Origin of the sequence: Streptomyces sp. NPDC050528 (genome assembly GCF_044457795.1) — a bacterium.
GTDB lineage: Bacteria > Actinomycetota > Actinomycetes > Streptomycetales > Streptomycetaceae > Streptomyces.
Window position 1 is genome coordinate 18522 of the sequence record NZ_JBITHH010000001.1, and the last position, 25565, is coordinate 44086.

Sequence of the window (25565 nt, forward strand, 5' to 3'; positions counted from 1 at the left end):
CTGCGCCCCCAGACCCCCCTTCGGCCTGAACGGCCTTGTCCTCAAACGCCGGACGGGCTGAAGAATTGCGGCCTGAGTTTGAAAGGCACCGGGCGGACGGGATTCTGCCGGCCTGTTGAGAAGTGTGTCCGCCGGTACACCGAGGCGTGCGCACGCCAGCGCACCGAGGTCTGCGCCCGTCGCCACACCGAAGCGTGCGTCCGGCAGCGCACCGAAGCCTGCGCCCGACAGCGCACCAAAGCCCGCGCCCGCCACCGCACCAAAACCTGCACCGAAGAGCGCAGCCAAAGACGGCGCCGGAAAGTGCGTGAAGCGGGCCGAAGTGCTCGCAACGTATGTCGAAATGTGTGCCGACTCACCGTCGGCAAAGGTGCCCCTGGGGCGGGCGTAGCGTAGAAGGCATGACGACGTACGGATCCTTTCCCGGCTCTCGCCCCCGGCGGCTTCGGACCAGCCCCGTCATGCGGCGGATGGTCGCTGAGAACCGGTTGCACCCGGCCGACTTCATCCTCCCGGCGTTCGTGCGCGAGGGGGTTTCCGAGCCGGTGCCGATCGGGGCCATGCCTGGAGTTGTGCAGCACACTCGGGACAGTCTTAAGAAGGCTGCTGCTGAGGCTGTTGCGGCCGGGATCTCCGGGATCATGTTGTTCGGGGTGCCTGAGGAGTCCAAGAAGGATGCTCTTGGGACGGCCGGTACCGATCCCGATGGGATTCTTCAGGTCGCCCTGCGCGATGTGCGGGCCGAAGTTGGGGATGAGCTGCTCGTCATGTCCGATCTGTGTCTCGACGAGACCACCGATCATGGGCACTGTGGCGTGCTGGATGAGCTTGGGCGCGTTGACAATGACGCCACCCTTGAGCGGTATGCCGAGATGGCTCAGGTGCAGGCCGATGCCGGGGCTCATGTCGTGGGGCCCAGCGGGATGATGGACGGGCAGATCGGGGTCGTCCGGGACGCGCTCGATCAGATCGGGCGGGAGGACGTCGCCATCCTTGCTTATACCGCCAAGTACTCGTCCGCTTTCTACGGGCCTTTCCGTGAGGCCGTCGGGTCCTCGCTCCGGGGGGACCGCAAGACGTACCAGCAGGACCCGGCCAACGTACGGGAATCCATGCGGGAGTTGGCGCTCGACCTGGAGGAGGGGGCCGACATGGTGATGGTCAAGCCGGCCGGGCCCTACCTCGACATCCTGGCCAAGGTCGCCGACGCCGTGGACGTGCCCGTCGCCGCCTATCAGATCTCCGGCGAGTACTCGATGATCGAGGCCGCCGCCGAGAAGGGCTGGATCGACCGGGACAAGGCGATCTTCGAGACCCTCACCGGGATCAAGCGGGCCGGGGCGCGGAACATCCTCACGTACTGGGCCGTGGAGGCTGCGCAGAAGCTGCGCGACTGACACCCTTCGGTTGTGTGTTGTTGGAGTGTGCGTGAGTAGTCGGGGGGCGGGCGCAGTGGGCTGGGTTGTCGAACCGTTGCGGAAGTACGCGGTGTTCAGCGGGCGCGCGCGGCGCGGTGAGTACTGGACGTTCGTGGCGGCGGTCTACGTCGTCTACGTCGTGCTGGGCGGCCTCGGCGCCTCGGCCAAGTCCCCGGCTCTCCTCGTCGCCGCGTTCGTCGTCACCGTGATGTGCCTGCTGCCGGCCGTCGCCGTCACCGTGCGGCGGCTGCACGACACCGACCACTCGGGCTGGTGGTCGCTCATCGGACTCGTCCCGTTCGTCGGAACCGTCGTCATGCTGATCTTCCTGTGCACGGAGAGCGAGCCCGGCGAGAACCGGTTCGGCCCGTGCCCGAAGCGGATTCCCGCGCACCGCTGATCACCGGCCTCCCCCCCCGTGTCGGTCGGCCAGGCAACGCTTCGAGATCGTTCCGGCGTCGGGGTTGTCTCGGTTCGGTGTCCCGGACGGGTGCTGGCGTGAAATCGACGGTCGGTGTGGGTGGTTGTGGACCCAATTGGCCTTGCTCGTCCCGCACTTATGTGGATTTGACGCGTCCGCATCACTGTCCTTACCTTCTGCGCCTGGCCTGATCCGTTCTGGATGGTCCGAACGTCGATCCCTGGGGGACACCATGAGCTATTTCATCGAGGCACTGAAGAAGTACGCGGTATTCAGCGGGCGCGCGCGCCGCAAGGAGTACTGGATGTTCGCCCTGTTCGCGGGGATCATCGCGATCGTTCTCGGCGTCATCGGCGTCGCGATCAAGTTCCCGTACCTCGTGATCCTCTTCTACCTGGCGGTCCTGCTTCCCGGCCTGGGCGTCAGCGTCCGCCGACTGCACGACACGGGCCGCTCGGGCGGCTGGATCTTCATCGGGCTCGTCCCGTTCGTCGGCGGCATCATCCTGCTGGTCTTCACCTGCCTGGACAGCGCGCCCGGCGCCAACGCGTACGGCCCGAACCCGAAGGAAGTCGGCGGGGTTCCGGCGCACGCCTGATCACGCACGCGCACGTATCCAGGGCCCGTCAGGGCGTTGACCCCACCGAGGTGGGGCTCACGCCCGACGGGCCCTCGTCGCGTACGCCCATGCCGTCCTTGCATCCCGAGAGCAGCAGCGCCGCGGCGAGCACGGTCGTGGCGACGGCCAGGACTCGGGTGCGGGCGCGGACGCGGGTGCGGGTGGTGCGGGCGGGCATGGGGTCCCCCTTTGGAAGCGAAGCGTCATCGGGTGCAGCTTGGGTGGTCGCGCGGGCTCCGGTCTACGGCTGCTGCCGGATTCGGGACGCCGGGACCGTCCCGTCGGCCCTGACCTGCGGGGATGCCGGTCCTCCCGGGCACGGTGCGGGACGCCGGGAAGGGTGGCGCGGGGCGGCCCCTTGACTTGGGCACCATCAAGTCCCGGCGGGAGTTAGGTTGTTGGCCACTGCTCTTGTTGCCCTTTGAATGACCCACTCTTCTGGGAGACGCCCATGTCCGGTGACGCCCTCAGCCAGGATCCCGCCGAGCTGAGAAGGAGGATCGACACGACCAAGGCCCACCCGGCCCGTGTCTACGACGTCTTCCTCGGCGGCAAGGACAACTACCCCGTCGACCGCGAGGCCGCAGCCGCCGCGCTCGCCGCCAACCCGCGCGGCTACCTCGACGTACGGCACAACCGCGACTTCATGCGCCGCGCGGTCACCCGGCTGTCGCAGGAGCACGGGGTGCGCCAGTTCCTCGACATCGGCACCGGGCTGCCCACCGCGGAGAACGTGCACCAGATCGCCCAGGACATCGACCCCGAGGCGCGGATCGTCTACGTCGACAACGACCCGGTGGTGCTCGCGCACGCCCGCGCGCTGCTCACCAGCAGCCCCGAGGGCCGTACCGACTACATCGACGCCGACCTGCGCCGCCCGGCCGACATCCTCGAACAGGCCGCCAAGACCCTCGACTTCAACGAGCCGATCGCCCTGTTGCTGGTGGCGATCCTGCACTTCGTCGAGGACGAGGAGGCGTACCCGTTGGTGCGCGAGCTGGTGGACGTGCTGCCGTCCGGCAGCCACCTGGTGCTCAGCCACCTCACCGACGAGATCCACCCGATCCCGACCCGTGCGGTCCAACGGACGTACACGGAGCGGGGGTTCACCTTCGTGTTCCGGTCCAAGGACGACGTCGAGCGGTTCTTCACCGAGACCCCGGGCGTCACCCTGGACGAGCCCGGTGTGGTTCCGGCCCACCAGTGGCACCCCGGGCCTGCGCCCGCCCCGCCGGTGGTCGAGCAGGCGTACTTCGACAGCCTCGACGACATCGAGAAGATCACCTACCGCGACATCAACGACGTGACCGACGACGACATCAACGTCTATGGGGCGACCGGCAAGAAGGCCTGAGCCCGGTAGGGGCGGGCGCGCGTCCGAATCCCGGAAACCTGCTTGTAGGCGGCACGTACCTTTCTACGCTGTCCGGCATGACCGTCATCGAGCCCGTCTCCGCCCCCACCCCTGCCTCCGCCGCCCTCCCGCCCCTCGCCGCGCGCGCCCGTGCGATCGGGGGTTCGGCGGTGCGGGACATTCTCGCCGTGACCGCCCGCCCCGAGGTGATCAACTTCGCGGGCGGGCTTCCGGCGCCCGAACTCTTCGACGCGAGCGGGATCGCCGCCGCGTACCAGGCGGTGCTCGCGGAGACGCCCGCGCGGGCGTTGCAGTACGCGACGACCGAGGGCGAGCCGGCGCTCCGTAGCGCGCTCGCCGCGCGGAACGCCGCGCGCGGGCTGCCCACCGAACCCGACGACCTCCTCGTCACCACCGGATCGCAGCAGGCGCTGTCGCTCATCGCGACCGCGCTGCTGGAACCCGGGGACGTCGTCCTCGTCGAACGGCCCTGTTATCTCTCGGCACTTCAGGTCTTCGCGTTCGCCGGTGCGCGGGTCGTCGGTGTGCCGGGGGACGAGGCGGGGGTCGATCCCGAGGCGCTGGAGGAGCTTGTGGTGCGGGAGCGGCCCAAGCTGTTCTACACCGTGCCGACCTTCCAGAACCCCACCGGCCGCACCCTGCCCGCCGACCGCCGGGCCGCCGTCGCCGCGGTCGCCGTGCGGCGCGGGCTGTGGATCGTGGAGGACGATCCCTACGGCGAACTCCGCTTCGAGGGCGAGCGGTTGCCGTGGATCGCGGCGCAGGAGGGCGCGGCGGACCGTACGGTTCTGCTCGGTTCGTTCTCCAAGGTGATGGCCCCCGGCATGCGGCTGGGCTGGCTGCGCGCGCCGACTGCCTTGCTGCGGGCCTGTGTTGTCGCGAAGCAGGCCGCCGACCTGCACACCCCGACCGTCAACCAGCTTGCCGCCGCACGGTACTTGGCGGACAACGACCTCGACGCGCACGTGGCACGGGTGGCCGGTGTGTACCGGGAGCGGCGGGACGCCATGCTCGCGGGTCTTGCCAACGCCCTTCCCGAGGAGTCCAGTTGGGAGCGTCCCGAGGGCGGCATGTTCCTGTGGGCGCGGCTCCCGGAGTCGTACGACACGACGGAACTGCTGTCACGGGTGGTGCGGCAGGACGTGGCCTATGTGCCGGGGGCGCCCTTCTACGCGGGGGAGCCCGACCGGTCGACGATGCGGCTGTGCTTCGTGACGCAGACGCCGGCGGAGATCCGGGAGGGGCTGAGGAGGCTGGGGGAGGGGCTGCGGTGAACCCCCTTGGCCGCGCGGGGCGTTGAGCACATAGTTGAGCGGGGCGACCGCTAGGAATACTTGATGGCGCAAGTATAGAGTTGATCGTCACAGCGCTGCTGATGTCATCACCCCTGGAAGGAAGTGTCATGGCACCGGTGCTCGTCGGACGTGAGGGCCTGCTGGCGGGAGAGCGCATCCCGATCGTCGACACGCGTGTCACGTTCGGTCGCAACGCGGGGAACACGGTCGTCATCGCCAGCCCGAGCGTGTCCCGTTTCCACGCGGAGATCGTCTTCGACCAGGACGAGGGCTACGTCCTGCGCGACTGCGGCAGCAGCAACGGCACGCAGGTCAACGGGGAGGAGGTGGAGGCCCGGCTGCTGCAGCCCGGGGACGAAATCACCATCGGGGACCAGGAGTTCCGCTTCGAGGTCGCCGACGCGATGCAGACCCTCATGGCGCTCAACCTCCCCCGCTCCGTGACCCACCCGGAGGAAGAGGGCTCGCTGCTGCGGGTCACCGTCGTGGGCGGCGGCCCCGTCGGGCTGTCCATGGCCCTGCTCCTTGAGCACTTCCTCGGCGCCCAGGTGAAGATCACCGTCTACGAGGGCCGGTGGCGCAGGGACGGCCGTCGCGTCGTCTGGAAGAGCGAGGCCGAGGGCAATGTGCGGCGCCAGCAGGTGGTGACCGTGCAGAGCCGGCAGTACCTCGCGTGGCCGCAGTACGTCCAGGAGCGGCTCTTCGAGCCCGAGCACTACACCGAGATGTGGCCCTCGGGTCCGGACTCGATCGGCGACCACCACCCGCGCAACATGCGGATCGCCTACATCGAGGACCGGCTGCTGGAGTTGGCGAACGAGAAGCGGGACCGCATACGCCTCATACCGGCCAAGTTCGACCCGGCGGAGCAGCGCGACGAACTCGCCTCGCAGCATGTGCTCGCGATCTGCGACGGCGGGCGGTCGCGCACCCGGGAACACTTCGCGGCGCGGTTCGGCAAGGCGGACGAGTCGATCTACTCCCTCGACGGCGTCCATCTGCGGGACGTGGTCCTCGGGCTGAGGGTGAAGTCGGAGTTGCCCGACCCGATGGCGATCCTCCTGACGGTCGCTCAGAACCGGTTCCTGCTCAACTCGTTGCGCGGCGAGGGCTTCCTGAACATGCGCCTGACCGACACCGAGTTGGCGGAGGTCATCGGCATCGACCCGGTCCGCCGGGTCTTCGAGGAGTGCATCGCCTCCCGGCCGTGCCTGATGAACCGCGACGACCACGGCGACTTCCAGTGCGCCACCCACGGCACGCTGTTCCTGCCGGCGCTCATCAAGGGCTCCCCCTTGTGGAAGCGGGTGCACGAGGGCCTACGGCTCTTCGATGTCTCGGACCAGGATCTGTCCGCGGTCACGAGCTTCCGGCTGGACATGGTCCAACGCCCGCGCTTCTCGGCCGAGTTGCTGCCGCCGACCGTCAACTCGCCCGGTACGTACGGCTTCCTGCTCGGCGACGCGGCCAACGCGATCCACTTCTGGCCGGGCCGGGGCCTCAACAGCGGCCTGGCGTCGGCGATTTCGCTGGCCCGCTCCCTCAACAGCGCCTGGAACGGCCGTCCGTTCCGCGACGCGGACTTCCTACGGCACGAAGCGGCCATGTCGATGCTCCAGTACCGGCACAAGAGCCGCGCCTGGAAGGCCATGGTCACCACCGACGACCAGGGCGTCACCTGGGCGATCAAGGACATCATCGACCACGGCATCGACGGCATCGCGGAGGAACCGGACCGCGAGGCGGACACGGCCACGCTGTTGGCGCGCATGGGCGCCATCCGCGACCGGCTCGCCCCCCGCCTGGCGGGCATGCCGGACGACGAGGCGATCCTGGAGAGGCTCCGGACGCTGGAGTCGCGGACCCTGCGCATGCTCGTCCTCAGCGGCGCGTGGGACACCCTGACGATGGGCGGCGAGGAGGTCGACATCGACATCTTCTACGGCCAGGACTCGACGGCGGCGGCCGCGGCGGTGGAGGCGTTGGAGTCGGCGACGCAGCAGTGACCCGGAGGCCACTGCCACGAGCATCGCACGCGGACGAGGGGGGCGGTCGGGGGACGGCCGCTCGGCTCAGGTGGTCTTGCGTCGCCGTACCGGCAGGTTCAGCAGGTCCGTGCCCAGCATCATCGGTCCGCCGAAGCCCGCCGCGCGGGCGCTGTCGCGGAGCAGGCTTCGCCAGGTCGTGTCGGAGACGGCGGTCGACTGGCCCGGGCTGATGTGGGTGGCGAGCAGGGTCCGGACTCCGGCTTCGGCGGCGATCCGGCCGAGGTCGGCGACATCCGTGTGGACCGAGAGGATGTGGTCGATCAGTGCCTGGGGCAGGCCGAGACTCGCGAGTCCCGCCGGGTACAGGGCTTCGTGCACGAGGACGTCCGCCCCTGCCGCGAGCGTGATGATGTTCGCGGTCGGTGCCGTGTCGCCGGAGAAGACGACGCTGCCCTGGTCGGTGTCGAAGCGGTAGGCGTAGGCGGGGAACACCGCGCCGTGCGGGACGAGGACGGCGGTGACCTTCATGTCGTCGTTCTCCATGACGGTGAACGGCGCCATGGCCGGCGCGGAGTTCGTCGCCGAGGCGCCGGCGCCGGACGGCGGGAGTACGTCGTGGACGTTGAGCATGGTCGCCGGGTCGATGCCGGCGTGCTCGGTCATGAAGAAGGTCGGCGACGCCGCGTAGGCCTGACCGGCCAGCTTCGTCATCTCGACGGTGCCCGGCACGAGCCCGGGGGCGCCGGTGACCGTCGAGGCGATACCCGCGGAGCCGGGGCCGTAGACGTCGATCGGTGTCTGGAAGCCCTGAACGCCCGCGACGCCCGCCGACAGCATCGGGAACGAGTAGTAGTCGACGATGTGGTCGGCGTGCAGGTGGGTGAGGAAGATCCCGGACAGGGCCGGCATCGACAGTCCAGCGCGCAGGTACTGGGTCACCGCTCCGCGTCCGCAGTCGACCACGTACGTCTTGCCGTTGACCGTCAGTGCCGACGATATGCCGTACCGGGTCGCGAGGGGCGGCGGGCCGCCGTTGGTGCCGAGCAGGGTCACGGACAGGCCCGTCGAGGAGGCCGTCGTCGAAGTCGTCGACGTGGCCGCGACAGCCGACGAGCTGCCCAGCAGCGGCACGGCGGCGGTCGCGGCGGCGGCCGCGGCCGCGACCGCGAGCACAGTCCTGCGCGACGTCGAGGTGGTGCTGGATTCGTTCGTGCAATCACACATGACGGGTAAGCCCCTTTGTTGCTCGGATGGTGTGCTGCCGCAGTCGTCTGCCGCCACGAGTCGGCCGTCGACGCCGGGTTCTGGGTGGTCTACGTCGGTGACGGGTGCTGTCCTGTCCTGACGGTCAGCCGTCCGTGTCGCAGTAGATGTGTGCGGTATCCGCGTTGGCCTTGGTCACCAGGCGGGTACTGACGCGTGCGATCTTGTTTTTGTCCTCCTTGCGCAGGAGGCCGAGCGTGTGTGTCACCGCCAGGGCGCCCAGGTCCTGGACCGAGTTGGACACGGTCGCCGCGAACTTCCCGCTCTTGAGGGCGGCGAGCCCCGGATCCGTCCCGTTGACGGTCACGATCTTCACGCTCTGCGCGCCCGCCGCGTCGAAGGCCTGACGCACGCCGAAGGCCATGTCCTCGTTGGCGACGAACGCGTACTGGATGTCGGGGTGGGCCTGGATCAGCTTCGCTGCGGCGGCCTTGGCCTTCAGCTGGTTGTACATGCCCAGCTCTTCGCCCACCACCTGCACGTTCGCCGGCAGGTTCTTGGTGAATCCGGCGACCATCATGTCGGACGACGTACTCCCGTCGCCCGAGATGACACCGGCCTTGACGGACTTGCCGGCGGCGTCGTCGCTGACCCATTGGGCGTCCAGCTTGCCTATCCCGGTCAGGTCGCCGACGGCGGCGCCGAGGATCTTGCTGTCGTCCGCGGGCATCAACGCGATCAGGAAGATGGGTACGTGGGCCTTCTGCGCCGCGGCGATGTCGGCGTTCAGCGCGCTGGCGTCCACGCTGATCAGGATGATCGCGTCGACCTTGTCCGCGATCATGCGCCGCACATTGCGCAGTTCCGCCGACTTGCTCCCGTTCGAGTTGGCGGTCACCACCTTTGACAGGTTGTTCTGCGTGGTCGTCGTGACCGCTGTCTGCAGGCAGGTGTGGTAGGGATCGGTGCCCCCGTTGATGAACCCCAGGACGGTAGGTCCCTTGGAGGTAACGCCGCTGTCCGGGACCAGGGAGCATCCGGTGGCCAGGAGGGCAAGGCCTAAGACGGCGGTGAGAACGGGTCTGCTGGATCTGGGCATGCGAAGGGAGCCTTTCTGCCGTGCGCGACGTGGATGTCGGGACCGGTACCGCCCTGATGCGCAGCCGTGCTCACGAGGCTCACCTTCATCGGCGTCGTGTCCGTCACGCTACTGGATCGTTTTAGTGGAGAGCGGCGAAATCCTATGACGGGTGTGGGACTTGAGGGTGCGTAAGTGCAAACTTTGTGTTCGTTCCGCGTTCCGCGCGTGCTCGCGGGAGACGGTCGGCCGACGGTCGCGGCACCACGACGAGGGCCGCCCGGCAGTCGTCCGGTTCGCACCCCGAACTGCCGAGCGGCCCTTCTGTCACGCGCCTTCGCTGAGGTCGCTCAGCTCGCCCAGGCCGGTCAGTCCCACCAGAAGGACCACACCTGCTGGTTGAGGACGTCGTGCCGGGCGTATGCGCGCAGGGTCTCGTGACGGCCCTGGGTGATGTTGTCCGAGCAGAAGGCGAAGTGCTCGGCGGCGACCGCCTCGGCCTCCTCCCGGGTCGTCGGCGGGGCCGCGACCGACAGCACCAACTGGTCGGCGGTGAGGGCCACGACGCGTATGCCGAAGCGGTCCTCCCAGGAGCGCAGGACGGCACAGAGCCGGGCCACGTCCCCCTCGTAGTTGATCTGCCCGGTCCAGCCGATCGCCGCCGGGATGTCGGCGCTGCGGCGGGCCGGGACGAGGGCGAGGTGCGGTTCCTTGAGCCAACTGCCTTTCTCCGTAAGGGAGTCGGCGAGCGCGGCGGCGCGGGCGTCGGGGTCGGCGGCCTGTTCCTGCCCGGGTTCCGTGGCGGGCGCGAGCCCCGGCCACTCGGGGCCGTACGGGGCGATCATCTCGTCGTGGGCGGCCTGATCGGGGGAGGGCTCGGCGAAGGAGTCGGTGCCGGGTTGGTCGGTGTCCGGGGCGAGTTCGTCCGCCGCGTACTCCTCCCAGAACTCCTCCAGGACCTCTTCGGCGTCGTGGTCCCCGGGGTACGACGCCTCGTCGGGGAGCAAGTGCCACTCGTCCAGGGGGCCTTGGTCGCCGCCGAGGTCCAACAGCACGGGGAGCAGCCCGGCGGCCCGGCGCGCGTGCTGGAGCGCGTCGTAGTCCCCGGCCTTCGCCGGCTCGTCCGCACACCACAACAACGGTTCGTCCGCCGGGCCTTCGGCGGTCACGTCGATCAGACTCCCGGCGGGGAGTTCAAGCCCGAGCGACTTGCCGCTCGGGTCGGCCGCCAGGGTCGGCAGCGGGTTGGGAAGGGTCGCCATGCCGGAAACTGTAGAGGCGGGCACGGACAGTGGAGGAAGGGCATGAGCCGGCGTCTATGTCGGGCGGGACCCTGGGACAGTCTCCGCCGAGGGGTCATGACCTATGGCGAGACCACCTTCAACCGTGTCCAACTCATGCGCTTGGTCGAGGAGTTGGAGGCGGTACCCGATGACCGGCGAACACCCGTGGTGGACCGGGTGACCGAACTCTCCAAGGTCGCGATCACGGAGAGTTCCTACCTGCACCTGACCGGAGACTGATGGCCGTCTACGACCTCACCCGTCGTGAGGAGCCGTGGGTCGTCATCGTTCCGCAGGACGACCCGCTGCTGGAGCGGCAGTTGATCGCCCTGGAAGAGCGAGGCGGGCTCGTCTTCCACCTGTCCGCCGAGGAACTGACCACGCCGGAAGGCGTGTTCACCGCCTTCGCCCGCACGCTGGAGTTTCCCGGCTACTTCGGCCGCAACTGGGACGCGATGGTCGACTGCCTGGACGATCTGCACGGGTCCTGGCACGGCGGCAGAGGAGTCGCGGTCGTCGTCCGCGACGCGGACCTGTTGCTGGACGCGGGTCATCTGCGCCTGTTCGTCTCGGTGTTGTGCCAGGCGGCGGCGCGTGCGAACAGCGCGGTGGACTCCGACGGCGAACCGTGGGACCGGCCGGCCATCGCCCAGCACTTCGCGTTCGTCTCCCGTACGGCATCGCCGGGTGACTTCGTTTCAAGGCTGACGGCCGACGACCTCAAGGTCGAAGTGGCCGGCCCGTACGTCACCGTGTCGCTCGACGAGTGAACGAACCGCCTACCGGCCGACGGTGAACGCGGCCCAGGCGGCGGGGCCGAGTTGGAGGGTGGGGCCGGTGGCTTCGGGGTTCTTGGAGTCGCGGATGTGGATGGTGTGGGGGCACGTGGCGACCTCGACGCACTGGCCGCCCTCGTCGCCGCTGTAGCTCGACTTCCGCCAGGCGTAAGCGACTTCGAGGCACTGGCCGCCTTCGCTGCCGCTGTAGCTCGACTTGAACCACTCAAGTGCGGTGCTCATTGATCTCCTAGCAGACGGTCCAGCAGGCCCCTGGACTCCTGGGGTGACAGGGCCGGTGACCGCAGCATCGCATATTTGCGGGCCAGGATGGACACCTCATCCAGGTCGGAAACCCACTGGCTGCCGCGTTGCCCTTCCGTGTAGGCCAGGTGCTGGTGGTCCGGTGTCTCCAGGAGTGTGAAGGGGCCGTTCAGCCCGGCATGCGACGATGCGTTCATCGGCAGGAACTGCAGTGAGAGGCCTGGGAGTTCGGCGCACTCGCGCAGAAACCGGAGCTGCTCGCGGCGGGCCTCGGGCGTACCGATGCCGAGGTGTAAAACCGGCTCCCAGATGACGAAGCTCATCGTCGGCGGGTTCTTGCGCTGCAGGATCTCCTGCCGCTCGATACGGCCCGCGAGCTTCGCCGCGATCTCGTCCTCGTCGTAGGCCGGAATGCGTTCCGACAGGACCGCGCGGGCGTACTCCGTGGTCTGGAGTAGGCCAGGGATGACCGCGTTGTCGTACCAGGACAGGGAGATGGCCTCGCGCTCGTGCAGCATGTACTCCTCGGCGTAGAGCGGGAATTGGTCGATCTCCGGCAAGTTGTCGACGCCCGCCTCGAACGTCCCCTTCGTATCGAGGATCCTGTCCAGTGTCCTCGCGAGCGACGGCATCAGGCGGCGCCTGCCCTGCTCGACCGACGCGATGGTCTCCTCGTCGACCAACGCCCGCTCGGCGAGCTGGCGTTGTGTCAACCCGGCGGCCATGCGGGCCGCTTTCACCTGTGCGCCCAGCAGTCGCATCGTCGAGCGGTTCTTCTTGGAGTTCATGCTGTGGTGCTCCCCACATCCACCCGTTCCGGACCCCGCACGGACCCGTACTCCGCCCGTACAAAAAGGAGTCCAGGGCTCACGCCCTGTCAACACTAGTGACGCTGCGCAACTCTTGTTGCGTGAACCTGAGGGAGAAGTTCTTCCGGCGCGAACGCCGGTCCGTTCCCGCCGCGAGGCAGTTCGCTCACGCGTACTTGGCCGAGTGGGGACTCGCAGGGACCGAGCGCGGCGCCGATGTGCTGGTGCGCGTAAGCGAGTTGGCTACCAATGCGCTGGTGCACGGGGTGCCGCCGGGGCGTCAGTTCCGGCTGTTGCTGCGGTGTGACGGGTACTCGTTGCGGGTCGAGGTGCATGACAGCGGGGGTGGTGTTCCGCGTGTGGATACGCATCCTCGTGTCACCGACGAGGGTGGGCGGGGGTTGTTGCTTGTGTCGACCCTTGCCGACAAGTGGGGGGTGCGGGAACGGGAGTTCGGGAAGGTGGTGTGGGCGGAGTTCGGGTGTGAGGACGGGTGGTCCTCAGGTCTTGGTCTCGGGTCGGTTCATGAACTCCGGGATGAGCAGGTCTCGGTAGGGCTCGAAGATCCGCTCCGGGGAGAGCTGATGCTCGGCGAGCACACTGGCGATCCGGTCTAGTTTCGTCGCTGACTCTCTGTGAATGATCAGAGGCATGACTTTCGCGGCCAGTTCCTGAGCGGCACGGTCGAGGGGCGGCGGCCACTTTTGGTGAAGGGCCGTTACCGCGTCGGCCAGATCCTGCCAGTCGCCTCTGTACATCACGGGGAGCATTTCGAAGAGATACATGCGAGGCAGCCTGGCCCACAGGTGCAGCAGCAACTCGGTCTGGGCGATGGGCGGTTTGGGAAGCGCCTCAAAGAGAAGCCAGTCCAGGCGGATATCGTTCTGCTCGTCCTCGTCCCTCAGCTCGTCGACCAGGGCGAGGATCTCCTTGGTCGGCCACTCGCGGACGACGGTCTGGATTATGTGGCTGTTGTGCCCGCTTGGGCGGTGGCCCTGGTCGAGTTGCTCCCGCAGGTAGTCCGTGACATCAGCTCGCGGTCGTTGGACGAATGCGGCGATTCCCGATCGGACCAGCCTCGGCAGTTCGTCACCGACAGCGGCCAGTTGCACGGTCAGAGAGAGCACATCGCCCGCGGGGCGCCGCAGCACCGCTGCCAGCAGCATCTGCGCACCCTGCTCGGCTCGTCGCACGGGGCCGGACCACGTGGTCAGCGCCAGAACCAGCGGCGCGAGTTCCGCCGGCGGCAAGGCGAGCGCCAGCGCGGCCCGCAGCCGTACGGATCCCTCCGGCCATCGATGCGCCTGGAGCCGATCCGCCACCAGCATGACGGCAGGTGACAAACAGTTCCATGCGAGCGCCTCGAAGATCGGATCCGCCGGGTCCCGCGTGGCCAGCAGTGCGACCGCAACCTCCTCGGCCCAGGTGAACCAGCGCGTCGGCACCTCACCCAACATGTCCCACCACAGCGAGTTGTCCGTGGTGTCCGTGCTGGTCGGGCCATTGTCCGCGTTGTCCGCGGTGGACAACGGGAGCGTCTCGGCGCCGTCGTCCAATTCGGTCACGGCCTCGCGGAGGCGGTCCGCGATCGTCCGGCTGACCGCCTCGGCCCGCTCCAGGGCCGCATCCACGTCATCGCCGTAGGCACTCTGCGGGGCGATTTCCTCCGCACCCGGCCCCGGAAGCTGTGCGGGCCCCCGCTCGCGGCGGATCTTTCGGGTTCGGGTCATGGCCTCCGCGAGGAGGGCTGTGGCCAGTTGGCGGTCATGCTCCGTATGCGCCAGCCGTGCGCTGGTGCGGTCGTGGCGTTCGATCGTGCGGTTCAGCTCCGAGTCGATGCTCCGGAGACGCAGCAAGTCGGGTGGGACCGCCGCCATGGTCAACTCCCGTTCACGGGTGAGGTGTTCCACCTCGTCGGCGAGTACGGCCACCCACACGGACAGCGCGGACACGAGGTCGCTGGCGTCACGCAGCGCGAGTTCGGACTGGTACCGGACTCGGTTGAGGGACTCCAACTGGGCGTTCTTGACGTGGAGTTCCTCGTGAAGTTCGAGGAGTCTCGCCTGGGCGGCCACCGCCACATTTCTGATGACCGGGTCCTTCTCCCTCGTCGCGTCGAGTACCGGAGTACGCCGGTTCTCCGCTCTGGCCAGCAGGTTGAGGCCTTCGGCGAGCAGGCGTGCGCGGCTCGGCCGTAGCTCCGGCGCGGCCGTGCACGTCTCGACGACCGCTGTGACGAAGTCGCCGTCGAGCTTGGCCCCCGCCAGACGCTCACTGATCGCGGACTTGCTCAGGCCGGTCACGCCCGCTTCGACCAGCGTCTTCACCGTCACGTCCGCGACCTCCATACGCTTCCGCAGGAACGTCGCGAGGGCCGTGTACTCCTCCGTGTCCGCCCGCACCGGTCCGAACTTCCGGCCCGGCCGGCCGGGCGAGTGCTGCGTACGCGGATGTTGCTCGGCCATCTGTCCCCCGGTCGCGATGTCCATATGTCCATGGACAAAGGGCATTGTCCGGCACGGCAGGGCCCGTGGTCAGGCGCTTCCCCATCGCGGTTGAGGACAAATCGCCGTCCTGCGCACCCTGTTCGCAGCCCACCCACGGAGAAACGGGGAGCAACCCATGCCCAGGCCCAAGCGCCCGCACCCTCGCACCCTCGACCTGCTCGCCTTCGTCGCCGTCCTGTTGACGGTCGTCGTCCTGCTGCTCATCGGCGTACCGCCGGACTCCCTCGCGATCGTCGTCGTCGCGATGGGCGGCCTGTACGGAGCCTGGCTGGGCATCGGACGGGGCGGACGGGAGGGGTGAAGCCCGTGCTGAACAGTGCTCAACGGAACCGTGAACTCCGCAAACCGGGCAGCGACGATGACGATGACGACCGACAACCGGCTCGTCTGCAAGGCTGCGCCGGGGCAGGTCAACAAGGTGAGTGTGAAGGCGAGTTCGAAGGACGGCGTCAGCATCGGCTACGTCATCGACGACGTGGTCCCGGTGAGCATCGCGAGCGGCGTGCCCTGCACCCACCCCACCGCCTCGGACCTCACCAAGATCTCCTGCAACGCCACCGGCCAGGCCCACAACTCGGCCTTGCTGATGCTGGCTTCGGGAAACGACAAGGCCGTGGACATCGGCAAGGCCGACGGCAACGAGGTCGACGGCGAGGACGGGAACGACAGCATCGTCGTCGGCACCGACGCCTCCGTCTTCGGCGACGCGGGCAACGACCACCTGTACGGCGGCCCGGGCCACGACAAGTTCTCGGGGTGAGCCCGGCCGCAACGTCGTACACCAGGACTGAGCAGAACCCCGGGGGGTCAAGCAGTTTCCCGAGGGCCAAGCAGTTCCCAGGGGGCTTGCTAGTTTCTGCTTCCCAACTTCCTTCGCAGCCGCCGGACTTGACGGTTGGCCGCGATGGAGTCGAGGAACCTTCGCCTGCCTCCGGCCTCGTACGCCGGGCCCTCCAGGCGCAGCAGCGTGCCGTCGCGGACGATCGCGTACGCGAGGGGGTTGGCCGTCTTCGGGAGGTTGACCGGGTGGCGGCCGTTGGGAAGCTTCAGGCAGGTGGGGAGCCGGAGTTGGGCCGTGGTGGTGTCGGGGGCGGGGAGCAGTTCCGCCGTCACGCCGAGCGTGCCCACCGTGACCTTGACGCGGGCCGCAGGGCCGTCCGGCGTCGCCGCAACGTACGGCAGGGGGAGCGAACTCCCCTCACCCCGCCCGGAGTTGGTCCCGGCGGTCGCCGAAACCTCCTGGCCCAGCTTGCGCTGGCGTTGGTCCACGTCCAGCGCGAGCTGGCCGCTGCCCGTCCAGTACGGGAGCGACAGCCGGCCGCCGGTCAGCGCCGGGCCCGTCGCCGGGGCGCCCGGGGTGCCCTCGCCCGTGACGCGTACCAGCCGGTCCACGCCCAGGAGTTGGACGTACGCCCACACGTCGTGCACCCCGCGCTCCAGCGGACGGCCACCCGCCAACCGCTCGGGGTCCAGGGCCAGTTGCCCACTGGCGATCACCTGGGAACGGCCGTCCCCGAGGGGCTTCAGCCGTACCTCCAGATCGCCCTCCGGGTACCACCAGTCCTCGCGGTCCCGGTCCTTCACCACCAACTCCGCGTACGCCAGCCGGAAGGGGTCCGGGACCTCCCAGCCGGCCTCCGTTCCCGGGACGCCGGACAGCAACTTCGGGTCCAGGTACTGCTTTTCGTCCCGCTCGACCAGGACCAGGGGTTCGCCGTCGCCGCGGAGGAGGCCAAGTGTCACGTCGGCCACCAGGCGGCCGTTCTCCCAGCGCAGGTCGGTCACCTCGCTGCGGGCCTTGACCTCGCTGACGCGCTGCGCGAGCGCCAACGCGCCCTCGAAATCGCCGTGTTCGAGGAGTTCGGCGCGCAGGCGCGACACCGCGGGCAGGCCCTCCCGTACCGCCGCCGGGAACTCCTCCACGGCGACTTCCCGCGCCGCCTCGAAACGCTTCCGCTGCTCGGCCGGGTCCTCGCGGAGGATCTCCGGCTCGCGCGTGCGGGAGAGGATTTCCACGTGGTAGAGGCGGTGGAGGAGACGGTTCTGGAGGGCGTCGATGTCGTCGGACGCGGGCGTGCCGTCCTTCAACTGGCCGATGATCGTTCGGGTGTTGGACCAGAAACCGTGGCGCGGGTTGAAACGGTGCTGGGTGTTGTTGCCGCCGTCGTCGCGCTTCATCCAGTAGTAGACGGGATAGTCGGCGAGGATCGCGATCCGCTCCGCCTTCAGATAGGCGGCGCTGACGAAGGCCAGGTCCTCCAGGATCCATGGGCCCTCGGGGAACCGGAGCCCGTGCTCCTCGACGAACGCCCGCCGGAACATCTTGTGCGGGGACATGCTCTGCATCAGCTCGTCGTTCTCGATCGTGCAGGCGTCCACCGTGTGCCGGAACAGCCGTCGGGGCCGCACCATCGTGCTGGACATCTTGCCGAGGACGACGTCCGCGTCGTTGCGCTTCGCGTGCTCGTACAGCCGCTCCAGGGCCTCGGGCCCGAGCTTGTCGTCGTGGTCGACGAACTGGATGTACTCGCCCTGAGCGTGCCGCATGCCCAGGTTGCGCGGCGCGCCCGGCCAGCCCGAGTTCGGCTGGGTGTGCACCTGGACGTTCGGGTGCCCGGCGGCGATCTTCTCCAGCCGGCTCAGCGTGTCGTCGGTCGAGCCGTCGTCGACGTAGACGACCTCGTATTCGTCGGCGGGCAGGCTCTGCCCCAGCAGGGACGGCGCGCACTCGTCGACGTACTTTCCGGTGTTGTACACGGGAACGATCACGCTGACTTTGACTCTCGGCATTCAAGGACCCTACACAGCTATCTCGTGGGCCGGTCAAAGCATGGGGCGGATGAAGCCGGGTGCCTGCACCACCGCTTCATCCACCGATTCAACGCCGAACTGACCGTTTCAACGCCGAACTGCAGGAGGACCACATCGCGTAGGGCCTCCTGCAGTTCTGATCACGCCGCTCAGGTCAGAGTTTCTCGGGTGTCCTGATGCCCAGCAATGCCATGCCCCGCTGCAGCGTCCGGGCCGTCAAGTCCACCAGGAACAGGCGGTTTTCGACTACCTCGGGGGCGTTGTCCGGGGACAGTACGTGGCACTGGTCGTAGAACGTCGTCAGGGCGGACGCCAGTTGGTAGAGGTACGCCGTGAGTTTGTGGGGGGCGTACTCCTTGGCGGCCTCCGACACGACCTCGCTGAACTGGTCCAGGTGGAGGCCCAACGACCGCTCCGCCGGGGCCAGTTCCAGCTCCGGGTGGGCTGCGGGGCGGGCCTCGCCGGCCTTGCGGAGGATGGACTGGATGCGGGCGTAGGCGTACTGGAGGTAGACCGACGTGTCGCCGTTCAGGGAGACCATCTGGTCCAGGTCGAACTTGTAGTCGCGGACCGCGGACGTCGACAGGTCGGCGTACTTCACCGCGCCGATGCCTACGTACCGGCCGTTGTCGACGATCTCCTGTTCCGTCAGGCCGACCTTGTCCGCCTTGTCCCGGACGACCGCCGTGGCGCGCTGGACCGCCTCGTCGAGGAGGTCCTCCAGCTTCACCGAGACGCCCTCACGGGTCTTGAACGGCTTGCCGTCCTTGCCGAGGATCGTGCCGAAGGCCAGCTGGTACGCCGTGACGTCGTCGTTCAGCCAACCCGCCCGGCGTGCGGTCTCGAAGACCATCTTGAAGTGCAGGGACTGGCGGACGTCGACGACGTAGAGGAGGTTCGTCGCCTTGAGGTTGAAGACGCGGTCGCGGATCGCGGACAGGTCGGTGGCCGCGTAGCCGTAGCCGCCGTCGGACTTGCGGACGATCAGCGGGGTCCGGTTGCCGTCCGGGCCCTTGATGTCGTCGAAGAACACGCACAGCGCGCCGTCCGAGATCTCCGCGACGCCGGACTCCTCCAGCAGGCGGCACGTCTCGTCCAGCATGTCGTTGTAACCCGACTCGCCGACGATGTCCGCGTCCCGGATCTCCATGTCCAGCTTCTCGAAGACGGAGAAGAAGTAGATCTTCGACTCGTCCACGAACTTCTGCCACGCGGCCAGGGTCTGGGGCTCGCCCGCCTGGAGGTCCACGACCCTGCGGCGCGCCCGCGTCTTGAACTCCTCGTCGGAGTCGAAGAGTTTGCGCGCGGCCTTGTAGAGGCGGTCGAGGTTCGACATCGCCTCCTCGCCGGTGATGTTCGCGTCGGCGTGGTCCAACTCGCCCGGGTGCTCGTCCAGATACTGGATCAGCATGCCGAACTGCGTTCCCCAGTCGCCGATGTGGTGCCGGCGGACCACCGACTCGCCGGTGAACTCCAGGAGTTGGACGACCGCGTCGCCGATCACCGCGGAACGGAGGTGACCGACGTGCATCTCCTTCGCCACGTTCGGCTGGGCGTAGTCGATGACCGTCGTGCCCGGGTGGGCGGCGAGGGGCACGCCGAGCCGCGCCGTGTCGTCGGCGTAGCGGGCGGCGAGGGTTTCGGTGATCGCGCGGTCGGTGATCGTCACGTTCAGGAAGCCGGGGCCGGAGACCTCGATGTCCTTGATCACGTCGCCGGTCGTCACGTTCGCCACGACCTGGGTTGCCAGCTCCCGGGGGTTGGCCTTGGCCTTCTTCGCCAGCGCGAGGATGCCGTTCGCCTGGAAGTCGGCCCGGTCGCTACGTCGCAGCAACGGGTCCGCGTCGGCCTCCGGCAGGGTTGCCGTGAGGGCGTTCGCGAGGCGCTGATGGACTAGGTCGGTGAGCGACGTGACCGAGGTCATGGGGTGGGAGCCGTTCTCCTCGTGGGTTTGGTAGACACGGTCAGTATCCCACGGGGGGTAAAGCGAGTTTTTCGGGTGCGGGCCCGGTGGGGGCTGGTCGCGCAGTTCCCCGCACCCCTGACGGCATCAGGGTTCGCGGGGTGAAGGAGTGCTGGGGCGGTGAGGCGCGAGCCTTGGACGGCGGCGCAGCCGCCTTCAAGGGGCGCGGGGAACTGCGCGACCAGCCCCCACGCACCCGCACCCCGCACACAACCGAAGCCCCCCACCCCCAACCCGGCCCCACCCCCGGGTCACGCGCTTGGAAAAGGCGTTTTCGTGGATATGGGCTCGCCTGGGACAATGAAACGGTCAGTCGTGCGACCGTACCGGCTGCCCGTGCAGAACTGTCAGAAAAAGAGGACGTGCCGATCGTGGCTCAGAGCACCGAGACCACCGACTGGGTCTCCCGTTTCGCGGATGAGGTCATCGAGGAGTCGGAGCGTCGGGCCCCCGGCAAACCTGTCGTCGTCGCGTCCGGTCTGTCCCCCTCCGGCCCCATCCACCTCGGCAACCTCCGCGAGGTCATGACCCCGCACCTCGTCGCCGACGAGATCCGCCGCCGGGGCCACGAGGTCCGCCACCTCATCTCCTGGGACGACTACGACCGCTACCGCAAGGTGCCCAACGGCGTCGAAGGGGTCGACGCCGGCTGGGCCGAGCACATCGGCAAGCCGCTGACCTCCGTACCGGCCCCGAAGGGTTCCGCCTACCCGAACTGGGCCGAGCACTTCAAGGCCGCCATGGTCGCCTCCCTCGCCGAACTCGGCGTGGAGTTCGACGGGATCAGCCAGACCGCGCAGTACACCTCCGGCGTGTACCGCGAGCAGATCCTGCACGCCATGAAGCACCGCGCCGACATCGACGCGATCCTGGAGCAGTACCGCACCAAGAAGGCCCCGCCGAAGAAGCCGCAGCAGTCGCAGAAGCCCGTCGACGCCGCCGAGCTGGAGGCCGAGGCCGGTTCCGGCGCGGCCGAGGAGGACGACGGCAGCTCCGGCTCCGCCGGCTACTTCCCGTACAAGCCGTTCTGCGCCGGCTGCGGCAAGGACCTCACCACCGTCACGGCGTACGACGACGACACCACCGAGCTGACCTACGTCTGCACCGAGGACGGCTTCACCGAGACCGTCCTGCTGAGTGAGTTCAACCGCGGCAAGCTGGTCTGGAAGGTCGACTGGCCCATGCGCTGGGCGTATGAGGGTGTGATCTTCGAGCCCTCCGGTGTCGACCACTCCTCCCCCGGATCCTCCTTCCAGGTCGGCGGCCAGATCGTCGGGATCTTCGGCGGCGAACGGCCCATCGGGCCCATGTACGCCTTCGTCGGCATCAGCGGCATGGCCAAGATGTCCAGCAGCAAGGGCGGTGTCCCCACCCCGGCCGACGCGCTCCAGATCATGGAACCGCAGCTCCTGCGCTGGCTCTACGCCCGCCGCCGCCCCAACCAGTCCTTCAAGATCGCCTTCGACCAGGAGATCCAGCGCCTCTACGACGAGTGGGACAAGCTGGACGGCAAGGTCGAGGACGGCTCCGCCCTGCCCGCCGACCTCGCCGCACACGCGCGTGCCGTCCGCACCGCCGCCGGTGACCTGCCCCGCACGCCCCGCCCGATGCCGTACCGGACCCTCGCGTCCGTCGCCGACATCACCGCCGGAGCCGAGGACCAGACGCTGCGCATCCTCAGCGAACTCGACCCGGCCCACCCCCTGTCCACCCTCGACGAGGTCCGCCCCCGGCTCGACAAGGCCGAGGCCTGGATCAACACGCACGTCCCCGCCGACCAGCGGACCATCGTGCGCGACGAACCCGACACCGAACTCCTCAAGTCCCTCGACGAGCCCTCCCAGCAGTCCCTACGACTCCTGCGCGACGGCCTCGCCGACCACTGGTCCCTGGACGGCCTGAGCCACCTCGTCTACGGCGTCCCCAAGGTCCAGGCCGGCTTCTCCGCCGACGCGACCCCCAAGGAACTCCCCCCGGAGATCAAGACCGCCCAGCGCACCTTCTTCGCCCTCCTCTACCACCTGCTGGTCGGCCGCGACACCGGCCCGCGCCTGCCCACGCTGCTGCTGGCGGTCGGGCAGGAGCGGGTGCGGAGGCTGCTGGGGGAGTAAGCCGTTCTACGACGATGGGGGCGCCCCGAGCTGTCGAGCTCGGGGCGCCCCCATCGTCGTAGGAGATCGGCGGGGGACCGCTTACGCGATGTGGTCCTCCTGGAGTTCCGCCGTGTGGCGGTTGGTGAAGCGCTTGGCCATGCGGTCGGCGTCGCGGTGCGGGAGCGTGATGCCGTAGGTGGCCTCCACGTCGTTCCGGAACTGGCCGCCCGTCGGGTAGCTGCCGTCTATCGACTTCTTGAAGATGAGGTAGTAGTCGTCCTCGGTCGGCTCCGTGCCGCCCCCCGCGCCCAGTTCACGGGTACGGCCGGGGCCCGCCGGGATCGGGAACGTGCCGGTGTCCTCCGGCGAGGGCTCCGGCTGGGGGGCCGGCGGTTCCTCGAACTGCTGCTGGGGGAACGCCTGTTGCTGCGGGAACTGCTGCTGTTGCTGCTCGAACCGCTGCTGCTCCTCCTCGTACTGCTGGAACTGCTCGGCCTGCTGCTGCTCCGCGTACCACTGGCGGTAGGCCGCGTCCGGGTCGTACGTCGGGTCGTAACCGCCCTGGTACGCCACCGTCTGCGGGTCCCGCGAGTGCAGCCACGGGTTCTGCGGCTCGGCCTGGTCCCGCGACTGCTCGTGCCGCTCGTTGCCCTCGGCGGCCGGGAGCTGCTCGCGGACCGGCGCCGGGGCGCTCTGGACGGCGGCCGGTGCGACTTGCTGCTCCTGCTCGCGGGCCGGCTCCAACTGCGGGGCCGGGGGCAGCAGTACGGGTTCGATGCCCGCCGCCGCGAGGCCCGAGGGGGCCGTCTCCGCGAGGGGGACACCGTAGCGGGCCAGGCGCAGCGGCATCATCGACTCCACCGGAGCCTTGCGGCGCCATGCGCGGCCGAAGCGGGAGTGGAGGCGGGCCTGGTAGACGAGGCGGTCCTGCTCCAGCTTGATGACCTGCTCGTAGGAGCGCAGCTCCCACAGCTTCATGCGGCGCCAGAGGAGGAACGTGGGGATGGGGGAGAGCAGCCAGCGGGTGAGCCGGACGCCCTCCATGTGCTTGTCGGCCGTGATGTCGGCGATCCGGCCGATCGCGTGCCGGGCCGCCTCCACCGAGACCACGAACAGGATCGGGATCACCGCGTGCATGCCGACCCCGAGCGGGTCCGGCCAGGCCGCGGCGCCGTTGAACGCGATCGTCGCGACCGTCAGCAGCCACGCCGTCTGGCGCAGCAGCGGGAAGGGGATCCTGATCCAGGTCAGGAGCAGGTCGAGGGCGAGCAGGACACAGATGCCCGCGTCGATGCCGATCGGGAAGACGTACGCGAAGTTCCCGAAGCCCTTCTTCAGGGCGAGCTCGCGCACCGCGGCGTACGAACCGGCGAAGCCGATACCGGCGATGACCATCGCACCGGAGACGACCACGCCGATGAGCACCCGGTGCATACGTGTGAGCTGAATGGGTGCGGACACCCGGACTCCCCTCCCCTTACATGTTGTTGCGCGCAACAGGGTGGCACATGTGTGCGGCGTCCTGGGTGCCGGACTGTCAGGAGCCCGGTCCGTGAAGGGGCCGGGCTCCGTCAAAGGGCCTTGCTGACCTGCGAGTTGAGGCCAACAAATGGACCGGATGTGAAATGTGCGGTCAGCTCTTGTCTGCCGCGGAAGAGGCGGAGGAGGAGGCGGTGGCCGCCGGGGCCTTCGCGTCCGACTTCGCCGCGGACTTGGAGGCGGACGGGGAGGCGGACTTGGCGGGTGACTTGGACGCGGACTTCGAGGGCGTGCTGCTCGCGCCGCCCGAGCCGGAGCCCGAACCCGCGCCCCCACCCGTGCCGTTGGCCGACGTGACCGCCGCCACCGCCTCCTTCACGGCCTTCTCCGCCGCCTTCGTCAGCGTGTCAGCGTTCGGTGCCTTCTCGCCCGCGAGGCCCGCGCCGTTGTAGTCGATCGTGACGACCACGTTCTCGACCCGCGCCACCACCGTCTGCTGCTTGAAGGCGCCTTCCTTCTTCTTCAGGTCGTAGCGCACCGCCGTCGCCTCGGCGCCCGCACCCGCGACCGGCTCCGACTTGGTGTTCTTCGCGCCGGTGACGGACTGCGCCTCCTGCACCTGCTTCGCGTAGTACGACGCGGCCAGCTTGTCGCCCTCGCCCTGCGTCTGCGAGGAGTCGAACCGCAGCAACGACACGTTCAGCCAACGGAATTGGGAACCCTTGACCCCGTTGTTGTCCAGGCTCGTCCAGGAGCAACTGCCGCGCGACGCCGTGTCGCTGGAGGTGCCCTCCTTGCCCGACTTGGCGCCCTCCGGCACCAGCTCGGTCAACGTCTTCTTCGACAGCACCGCACACGGCTCGGGCAGCTTCTGGTACGCCGCCGCCTGCACCGTCGGCGCGGCGGTCGCGTCGGCGGACGTCGTCGCACCCGGGCCGGTGGTGTCCTTGCCCGCGGCGTCGCCGGAGCCGGAGTCCGAGGAGCAGCCGGCCGCGATCAGCATCACCGGGACGGCCGCCGCGCAGACAAGGACGCGGTGGAGACGCTTCGCTCGCTGGTGGTCCGGCTGGTCTCGCAGTGCTGGTTGATGCATGGTTCCTTCACTCATGACGCTCGTGGTTCCTGCCGTCGGATCGGGTCCGAGGGGCCACGGTACGCGGTGAGTCAGCTGTGCGGTCTCCGTTCACGGCCTTTGCGCGACCCCGCGAACGGCCCTCCCGAACGCCCTAACCGTTGAGCGAGTCGGCCAGCTGCGCGGCCAGTTTCCGCGCCCTGTCCTGCATCTTCTGGCTGTCCGGCACGACACCGACCGTCGCCGGCTGCTCCTCGTACTCGATGGTCACAATGACGTTGGACGTGCGAAACACCACAGTCACCGTGCGCTGCTGAGCGGTCGATCCGGAACTGCTCAACGCGTCGTCGAGGAACGCCTCGTCGCCGAGATCGGAGAGGGTGCGGGGCTGGAGACCGGTGGGGGAGGCGGTGACGGAGGGGGAGGTGGAGGCGGAGGCGGATGTCGAGCCGGAGCCGGCGCCGGAGGCAGTCGCGGAGGGCGAGGATGAGGACGAGGGCGTCACGGAGTCCGACGCCGACGCCGAGTCAGATGCCGAATCGGACGCTGACGCCGTGGCGCTCGTCGTCGGCTCCGGGAGATCCGCCGCCGTCTCCTTCGTCGCGAAGATCGTCTGCGCCTGGTTGTCGTCGCTCACGGCGTTGTCGTAGGACACCACCCGCTCGAAGTCGACCAGGAGGTGGTCGGTCGCGTCCGTGGACTCGACCTTCCAACGGCAGCCGACCTTGCGGTCCGTGTCGTACGTCAGCGTCGCCTCGCCCGCGTACGCCGCCGCGCGCTGCTCCGCGTCCGTGATCTGCTTGATGCCGGGGAGCAGGGAGTCCAGCGTGCTCTGGCCGACCGCCCCGCAGGGTTCCGGAAGCGTGCGGTACTTGCCCGGCTGGGCCACCGCCGTCGCCGTACCGGCCTCGCCCGGGTTCGCGTCGTCCGTCGTACCGCTGTCGGCCGAGCCGCTCGTGCAGCCGGCCAGCAGCGCCACGAGGAGTGCGGCGGTGCCGGGTACGTACGCCTTCCGCTGCACGGTCGGGCTCCTCTCGACGGTGTGTCGGGTAGGGAGGTGTCGGGCGTCTTCTCTGCCCCTCGACCCCTTGAACGATCCAGGGTCTGCCAG

General features: G+C 68.8%; 23 protein-coding genes and 1 pseudogene. 12 read left to right on the forward strand and 12 right to left on the reverse strand.

The annotated features are described in order from the left end of the window. Positions 1-401: 401 nt before the first annotated feature. From hemB to ACIBK4_RS00115, 3 genes are all read left to right on the forward strand, one after another. Positions 402-1397, forward strand: a complete 996-nt coding sequence (gene hemB, locus ACIBK4_RS00105; protein WP_398990583.1) for a porphobilinogen synthase — start codon at positions 402-404, stop codon at positions 1395-1397. A gap of 31 nt (positions 1398-1428) precedes the next feature. Beyond that, positions 1429-1818, forward strand: coding sequence for a DUF805 domain-containing protein (locus ACIBK4_RS00110; RefSeq protein ID WP_398990585.1), 390 nt, complete (start codon positions 1429-1431; stop codon positions 1816-1818). Positions 1819-2071: 253 nt separating this feature from the next. Further along, on the forward strand, positions 2072-2437 hold the full coding sequence (locus tag ACIBK4_RS00115; protein ID WP_398990587.1) for a DUF805 domain-containing protein: 366 nt from the start codon (positions 2072-2074) through the stop codon (positions 2435-2437). 28 nt (positions 2438-2465) lie between these two features. Here the strand turns inward: ACIBK4_RS00115 and ACIBK4_RS00120 are convergent, their stop codons facing one another. Next, complete coding sequence (locus ACIBK4_RS00120; protein ID WP_398990589.1) at positions 2466-2636, reverse strand: hypothetical protein; 171 nt, start codon at positions 2634-2636, stop codon at positions 2466-2468. Positions 2637-2909: 273 nt separating this feature from the next. On the opposite strand from ACIBK4_RS00120, the gene ACIBK4_RS00125 reads away from it, so the two are divergent. The 3 genes from ACIBK4_RS00125 to ACIBK4_RS00135 all read left to right on the forward strand — a co-directional run bounded on the left by ACIBK4_RS00125 (position 2910) and on the right by ACIBK4_RS00135 (position 7134). Further along, positions 2910-3812: an SAM-dependent methyltransferase gene (locus ACIBK4_RS00125; RefSeq protein ID WP_398990591.1), complete on the forward strand. Its 903-nt coding sequence runs from the start codon at positions 2910-2912 to the stop codon at positions 3810-3812. A gap of 77 nt (positions 3813-3889) precedes the next feature. Beyond that, positions 3890-5107 (forward strand): PLP-dependent aminotransferase family protein, encoded by a 1218-nt coding sequence (locus ACIBK4_RS00130; RefSeq protein ID WP_398990593.1) that lies wholly within the window; start codon positions 3890-3892, stop codon positions 5105-5107. 128 nt (positions 5108-5235) lie between these two features. Continuing rightward, positions 5236-7134, forward strand: a complete 1899-nt coding sequence (locus ACIBK4_RS00135) for an FHA domain-containing protein (protein WP_398990595.1) — start codon at positions 5236-5238, stop codon at positions 7132-7134. Positions 7135-7200: 66 nt separating this feature from the next. Here the strand turns inward: ACIBK4_RS00135 and ACIBK4_RS00140 are convergent, their stop codons facing one another. The 3 genes from ACIBK4_RS00140 to ACIBK4_RS00150 all read right to left on the reverse strand — a co-directional run bounded on the left by ACIBK4_RS00140 (position 7201) and on the right by ACIBK4_RS00150 (position 10659). After that, the gene (locus ACIBK4_RS00140) at positions 7201-8340 is read right to left on the reverse strand and encodes an MBL fold metallo-hydrolase (protein WP_398990597.1); all 1140 of its coding nucleotides are present in this window, start codon (positions 8338-8340) and stop codon (positions 7201-7203) included. 124 nt (positions 8341-8464) lie between these two features. Then, complete coding sequence (locus ACIBK4_RS00145; protein WP_398990599.1) at positions 8465-9418, reverse strand: sugar ABC transporter substrate-binding protein; 954 nt, start codon at positions 9416-9418, stop codon at positions 8465-8467. Positions 9419-9765: 347 nt separating this feature from the next. Further along, positions 9766-10659 (reverse strand): DUF4253 domain-containing protein, encoded by an 894-nt coding sequence (locus ACIBK4_RS00150; RefSeq protein WP_398990601.1) that lies wholly within the window; start codon positions 10657-10659, stop codon positions 9766-9768. A gap of 96 nt (positions 10660-10755) precedes the next feature. On the opposite strand from ACIBK4_RS00150, the gene ACIBK4_RS00155 reads away from it, so the two are divergent. Together ACIBK4_RS00155 and ACIBK4_RS00160 are read left to right on the forward strand one after the other, a co-directional pair. Continuing rightward, entirely contained in the window at positions 10756-10920 is a 165-nt protein-coding gene (locus ACIBK4_RS00155; protein WP_398990603.1) for a hypothetical protein, read from the forward strand. Further along, on the forward strand, positions 10920-11450 hold the full coding sequence (locus ACIBK4_RS00160; protein WP_398990605.1) for a barstar family protein: 531 nt from the start codon (positions 10920-10922) through the stop codon (positions 11448-11450). The genes ACIBK4_RS00155 and ACIBK4_RS00160 overlap by 1 nt, the downstream gene beginning before the upstream one ends. Before the next feature lie 9 nt (positions 11451-11459). Here the strand turns inward: ACIBK4_RS00160 and ACIBK4_RS00165 are convergent, their stop codons facing one another. Beyond that, positions 11460-11699 carry a DUF397 domain-containing protein gene (locus tag ACIBK4_RS00165; protein ID WP_398990607.1) on the reverse strand — a complete coding sequence of 80 codons (240 nt, stop codon included), beginning with the start codon at positions 11697-11699 and terminating at the stop codon, positions 11460-11462. After that, positions 11696-12508: a Scr1 family TA system antitoxin-like transcriptional regulator gene (locus ACIBK4_RS00170; protein ID WP_398990609.1), complete on the reverse strand. Its 813-nt coding sequence runs from the start codon at positions 12506-12508 to the stop codon at positions 11696-11698. The genes ACIBK4_RS00165 and ACIBK4_RS00170 overlap by 4 nt, the downstream gene beginning before the upstream one ends. A gap of 122 nt (positions 12509-12630) precedes the next feature. On the opposite strand from ACIBK4_RS00170, the pseudogene ACIBK4_RS00175 reads away from it, so the two are divergent. Then, positions 12631-13008: pseudogene (locus ACIBK4_RS00175) on the forward strand (ATP-binding protein); the annotation flags it as partial. Between the two features lie 21 nt (positions 13009-13029). On the opposite strand, the gene ACIBK4_RS00180 reads toward ACIBK4_RS00175, so the two are convergent. Continuing rightward, entirely contained in the window at positions 13030-15018 is a 1989-nt protein-coding gene (locus ACIBK4_RS00180; RefSeq protein WP_398990611.1) for a hypothetical protein, read from the reverse strand. 133 nt (positions 15019-15151) lie between these two features. Between ACIBK4_RS00180 and ACIBK4_RS00185 the strand changes: the two genes are divergently transcribed. Beyond that, complete coding sequence (locus ACIBK4_RS00185) at positions 15152-15337, forward strand: hypothetical protein (RefSeq protein WP_398990613.1); 186 nt, start codon at positions 15152-15154, stop codon at positions 15335-15337. A 57-nt stretch (positions 15338-15394) separates the two neighbouring features. Next, positions 15395-15796, forward strand: coding sequence for a hypothetical protein (locus tag ACIBK4_RS00190; RefSeq protein WP_398990615.1), 402 nt, complete (start codon positions 15395-15397; stop codon positions 15794-15796). 89 nt (positions 15797-15885) lie between these two features. Here the strand turns inward: ACIBK4_RS00190 and ACIBK4_RS00195 are convergent, their stop codons facing one another. Then, positions 15886-17826, reverse strand: a complete 1941-nt coding sequence (locus ACIBK4_RS00195) for a glycosyltransferase family 2 protein (RefSeq protein ID WP_398990617.1) — start codon at positions 17824-17826, stop codon at positions 15886-15888. A gap of 175 nt (positions 17827-18001) precedes the next feature. Then, entirely contained in the window at positions 18002-19771 is a 1770-nt protein-coding gene (gene argS, locus ACIBK4_RS00200) for an arginine--tRNA ligase (protein WP_398990619.1), read from the reverse strand. Between the two features lie 401 nt (positions 19772-20172). Between argS and lysS the strand changes: the two genes are divergently transcribed. After that, entirely contained in the window at positions 20173-21921 is a 1749-nt protein-coding gene (lysS, locus tag ACIBK4_RS00205) for a lysine--tRNA ligase (protein ID WP_398990621.1), read from the forward strand. An 81-nt stretch (positions 21922-22002) separates the two neighbouring features. Here lysS and ACIBK4_RS00210 read toward each other — a convergent pair whose 3' ends face one another. From ACIBK4_RS00210 to ACIBK4_RS00220, 3 genes are all read right to left on the reverse strand, one after another. Then, positions 22003-23337 carry a DUF2637 domain-containing protein gene (locus ACIBK4_RS00210; protein WP_398992880.1) on the reverse strand — a complete coding sequence of 445 codons (1335 nt, stop codon included), beginning with the start codon at positions 23335-23337 and terminating at the stop codon, positions 22003-22005. A 199-nt stretch (positions 23338-23536) separates the two neighbouring features. After that, entirely contained in the window at positions 23537-24490 is a 954-nt protein-coding gene (locus ACIBK4_RS00215; protein ID WP_398990623.1) for a DUF3558 domain-containing protein, read from the reverse strand. A gap of 118 nt (positions 24491-24608) precedes the next feature. Further along, positions 24609-25475, reverse strand: coding sequence for a DUF3558 domain-containing protein (locus tag ACIBK4_RS00220; RefSeq protein WP_398990625.1), 867 nt, complete (start codon positions 25473-25475; stop codon positions 24609-24611). Positions 25476-25565: the final 90 nt, after the last annotated feature.